Origin of the sequence: Kitasatospora sp. NPDC005751, from assembly GCF_040630835.1 — a bacterium.
Classification (GTDB): Bacteria; Actinomycetota; Actinomycetes; order Streptomycetales; family Streptomycetaceae; genus Kitasatospora.
This window is the reverse complement of sequence record NZ_JBEXYC010000129.1, coordinates 1-4,936: the sequence shown is the minus strand read 5'-3', so window position 1 is coordinate 4,936 and position 4,936 is coordinate 1. Positions and strand designations below refer to the sequence as shown.

Sequence of the window (4,936 nt, the reverse complement as noted above, 5' to 3'; positions counted from 1 at the left end):
CCAGATCCGGGAACGACTCCGCACCCGCCAGCTCCGCCGTCCCGAGGACAGCCCACCGACCACCCTCCGTCGCGGCGCCGTCCAGAGCAGCCGGAGCCCACTCCACACCGAACATCGACTCATTCGCCGCCCCGGTACCACCCGCCAGGTCCTCGGCCGAGGCCGCCCTCAGCACCAACGAACCGACCGACGCCACCAGCTCGCCCGCAGCATCGACCAACGTGATCGACACGCCCTCGCCCGAGGCAGCCGGTGCCACACGCACCCGGGCCGCCACCGCACCCGATGCGTGCACCTCGACGTCACTCCACGCGAACGGCAGCGTCAGGCCGTCCCCGTCGTCACTCAGGCCCGCCACGTGCAGTGCACTGTCCAGCAGGGCCGGGTGCAGCCCGAACCCGGACACGCCGACACCGTCCGGCAGCGCGACCTCGGCGAACAACTCCTCGCCACGCCGCCACGCCACACGCACCCCCTGGAACACCGGACCGTAGGCCAGGCCACTGGCGGCCAGGCGTGGGTAGAACCCGTCCAGGTCTACGGTCTCGGCGCCCGCCGGCGGCCACTCGCCCGGCAGCACAGTGTCGGCACTCGGCGCGACCGGTGCCAGCGCGCCCGTCGCGTGCCGGGTCCACTCCTCCGCGAAGGCCGCCTCCTCGGACTGGGCATACACCGCGACCGCACGGCGGCCGGACTCGTCCGCCTCGTCCACCGTCACCTGCACCCGGACCGCGCCCTGCGGCGGGAGCACCAGCGGCGCCTCGATCAGCAGTTCCTCGACCCGGCTGTACTCGGCTTCGTCGCCCGCGCGCACGGCCATCTCGACCAGCGCCGCCCCTGGGACGACGACCTGCCCGGCCACCACGTGGTCGGCCAGCCAGGGCTGTGCAGCCAGTGACAGGCGCCCGGTCAGCACCAGACCCCCGCTGGCCGGCAGTGTCACCGCCGCACCCAGCAGCGGATGACGCGCCGGTGACTGGCCCAGCCCGGCCGCGTCCACCACGCCGGAACCGGTCGGCAGCCAGTAGCGCCGGCGCTGGAAGGCGTAGGTGGGCAGGTCGACCTGCTGGGCACCCGTGTCCGCGTAGACCTGCTCCCAGGCGACCGGCACGCCCCGCACGAAGAGCTTCGCGAGCGCGGTGAACAGGGCGCGGGGTTCGTCACGGCCGCGACGGAGCAGCGGCAGCCAGAGCTCGGGCTCGCCCTGGTCGTCCGTGCGGGTCTGCGGGCCCATGCCGGACAGCACACCGTCGGGGCCGATCTCCACGAACGTCCGGACGCCGGCCGCGCGAAGGGCCTGCGCGGCGTCGTGGAAGCGAACGGCCTCGCGGACATGCTTCACCCAGTAGGCCGGGTCCGTGACCTCGTCCGTCACCGGGAGACCGGTGAGGGCGGAAACCATCGCCAGCTTGGGCGCGCGGTAGCTGACGGCGGCGACGACGCGAGCGAACTCCTCCAGCATCGGCTCCATCAACGGGGAATGGAACGCGTGCGAGACCTGCAGACGCTTCGTCCGAGCGCCGGACGCAGCCAACTGTGCGGCGGCCTGCAGCACTTCGTCCTCGACACCGGAGATCACCACCGCGCGAGGTCCGTTCACCGCGGCGATACCGACACCGGCCCGGCCCGCGATCGCTTCGAGAACCTGCTCCTCCGTGGCCTCGACAGCCACCATCGCACCACCGGACGGCAGTTGCTGCATCAGCCGGCCACGCGCGGCCACCACCGCACAGGCGTCCTCCAGCGACCACACCCCCGCCACATGCGCCGCCGCCAGCTCACCGATCGAATGACCGGCCACCACCTGCGGACTCACACCCCACGACTCCAGCAGACGGAACAACGCCACCTCGACCGCGAACAGTGCGGGCTGCGCCCACCCCGTCTCATCGATCGGGCCCTCACCCCGAATCACACCCGCCAGCGATCCGTCCAAGTGCTCAGCCAGCCCCGCACAGACCGCGTCGAATGCCTCGGCGAACACCGGGAACGCGGCATACAAGCCCTGCCCCATACCGACGCGCTGCGCACCCTGGCCGGTGAACACGAACCCGACCTTGCCCGCACCACCCACGGACCCGGTCACCACACCCGGAACCTCACGGCCCCCGGCCAGCGCCGCAAGACCGGCCAGCAACTCCTCGCGGTCCGAGCCCAGCACCACCGCCCGCCGCTCCAACGCCGCCCGCGACACCGCCAACGACCAACCCAGGTCCAGGACATCAGCATCGGAGCGCTCAACGAACGCCGCCAACCGCTCCGCCTGCCCGGCAAGACCCTCCGCCGACCGCCCCGAGAGGGACCACGGCACCACCGGCAGCGTCCAGCCCTCGCCCCTCGGCGCGACAGCCTCCTCGGCCGGCGCCTGCTCGACGATCACGTGTGCGTTGGTCCCGGAGAACCCGAAGGACGACACACCCGCCCGACGCGGCCGCTCACCCGTCTCCGGCCACGGCTGCGCCTCGGTGACCAGTCGGACGGCGCCGGACTCCCAGTCGATCCGCGAGGACGGCTCGTCCGCGTGCAGCGTCGCCGGCACCACACCGTGCTGCATCGCGGCAACCATCTTGATGACACCCGCCACACCGGCGGCCGCCTGGGCGTGACCGATGTTCGACTTCACCGAGCCCAGGAGCAGCGGCCGGTCGGCCGGCCGCTCCTGGCCGTAGGTCGCCAGCAGCGCCTGCGCCTCGATCGGGTCACCCAACCGCGTGCCGGTGCCGTGGCCCTCGACGACATCCACGCCGTCGGCGCCGACTCCGGCGTTGGCCAGCGCGGCCCGGATCACCCGCTGCTGGGACGGGCCGTTCGGCGCCGTCAGACCGTTGGACGCGCCGTCCTGGTTGACCGCCGTACCGGTTACCACCGCGAGCACCTTGTGACCGTTGCGGCGTGCGTCCGACAGCCGTTCGACCACCAGGACGCCGACGCCCTCGCCCCAGCCGGTGCCGTCGGCGGACTCCGCGTAGGCCTTGCAGCGCCCGTCAGCGGCCAGGCCGCGCTGCCGCGAGAAGTCGATGAAGGTACCCGGTGTCGACATCACCGTCACACCACCCGCCAGCGCGAGCGAACTCTCCCCCGACCGCAGCGACTGGCAGGCCAGGTGCAGCGCCACCAGCGACGAGGAGCACGCCGTGTCCACCGTCACCGCCGGGCCCTCCAGCCCCAGCGCATACGCCACCCGCCCGGAGACGACCGACCCCATGCCTCCGGTGCCGAGATAGCCCTCGGCCTCCTCCGGTACGGGGTAGAACGGCAGGTAGTCGTGGTAGAAGAGGCCGGCGAACACGCCCGTCGCGCTGCCCCGCAGCCCCGTCGGGTCGATCCCGGCACCCTCCAGCGCGTGCCAGGACGTCTCCAGCAGCAAGCGCTGCTGCGGATCCATCACGACCGCCTCACGCGGACTGATCCCGAAGAACTCCGCGTCGAACTCGGCAGCTTCGTAGAGGAATCCACCCTCGCCGGAGACGCTCTTGCCCACCGCGTCCGGATCCGGATCAACCAGGTTCCCCGGCCAGCCGCGGTCCGTCGGGAAGTGGCCGATCGCGTCCCCGCCCGAGGCCAGCAGCTGCCAGAACTCCTCCGGTGACGACACCCCGCCCGGGAACCGGCAGGCCATACCGACGATGGCCACGGGTTCCTGCTGCCGGCCCTCCACCTCGCGCAGGCGCTCCCGGGTCTGCGCCAGGTCGGTGGTGACCCGCTTGAGGTAGTCACGGAGCTTCTCTTCGTTCGCCATCCGATGGACGCCTTCCTCATTTCGCACGGTGGTACGGCGACGTACTCAGAGCCCGAGCTGGTTGTCGATGAAGTCGAACATGTCGTCGTCACTGGCCGATTGGATCGTCTCGGCGACCGAGGCGCCCTCGTCGCCCTCGCCGGACCCGGCGGTGTCGCTCAGCGCCGAGAGGATGTCCTTGAGCCGCGCCGTGACCCGGGCCCGGGCGTCTTCGTCGCCCAGGAGCTCGGTGACCGAGGCTTCGAGCCGGTCGAGTCCGGAGTACGCCGCCAGGGCGCCCGACACCTCGGCGACCGACCCGAAGGTCTCCTGGGCCAGGAAGTCGGCCAGGGCCGTCGGGCTCGGGTAGTCGAAGACCGCCGTGGCCGGCAGCCGCAGGCCGGTGGCGCTGTTCAGTCGGTTGCGCAGTTCGACGGCGGTGAGCGAGTCGAACCCGACGTCCCGGAAGGAACGTTCGGCGTCCAGACTGCCCGGTCCGGCCATCCCCAGCACCAGGGCGGCCTGCGACAGCACGAGCTCCCGCACCACCTCCCGCTGCTCGTCCGGCCCCAGCCCGGCCAACCGCGCGGCCAGGGCGCTCCGACCGTCGGCGGGAGGCTCCGCGACCGATCGACGGGCCGACCCACTGGCCCGCGATCCGCGCACCAGGCCGGACAGCAGCGGCGGGACCTCGCCGGATCCCCTCAGGGCAGCCAGGTTCAACTCCGCTGCCACGAAGAGCGCTTCGGGCCGGCCGACGGCCGCCTCCAGGACGGCGAGCCCGCGTGCGTCGGACAGTGGCCGCAGACCCTGCCGGCCCATCCGGCGGCGGTCCGCCTCCGAGAGCTCACCCGCCATGCCGTTCTCCCACGGACCCCAGGCCAACGACACCCCCGGCAGGCCCTCGTGCCGCCGGTGAGCGGCCAGCGCGTCCAGGAACGTGTTCCCCGCCGCGTAGTTCGCCTGACCCGCGTTACCGATCACACCCGCGATCGAGGAGAACAGGACGAACATGTCCAGGTCCAGGTGACGGGTCAGCTCATGCAGATGCCACGCCGCGTCGACCTTCGGCCGCATCACCGCCGCCAACCGCTCCGGGGTCAGCGAGGCGACGAGCCCGTCATCCAGGACACCCGCCGCGTGGACGACACCGTTCAGCGCCAAGCCCGCCAGCGCGTCCGCGAGTTCCTCGCGATCGGCCACGTCACAGGCCGCGAC

The 4,936-nt window shown here is 72.3% G+C and carries 2 protein-coding genes; both read right to left on the bottom strand.

Features of this window, described 5'->3' with window-relative positions:
* Positions 1-3,739 (bottom strand): type I polyketide synthase (locus ABZ497_RS36440; protein WP_359812361.1); only part of this gene is annotated, 3,739 nt, incomplete at its 3' end.
* A gap of 45 nt (positions 3,740-3,784) precedes the next feature.
* On the bottom strand, positions 3,785-4,936 hold a 1,152-nt coding region (locus ABZ497_RS36435), incomplete at its 5' end, for a KR domain-containing protein (protein WP_359812358.1).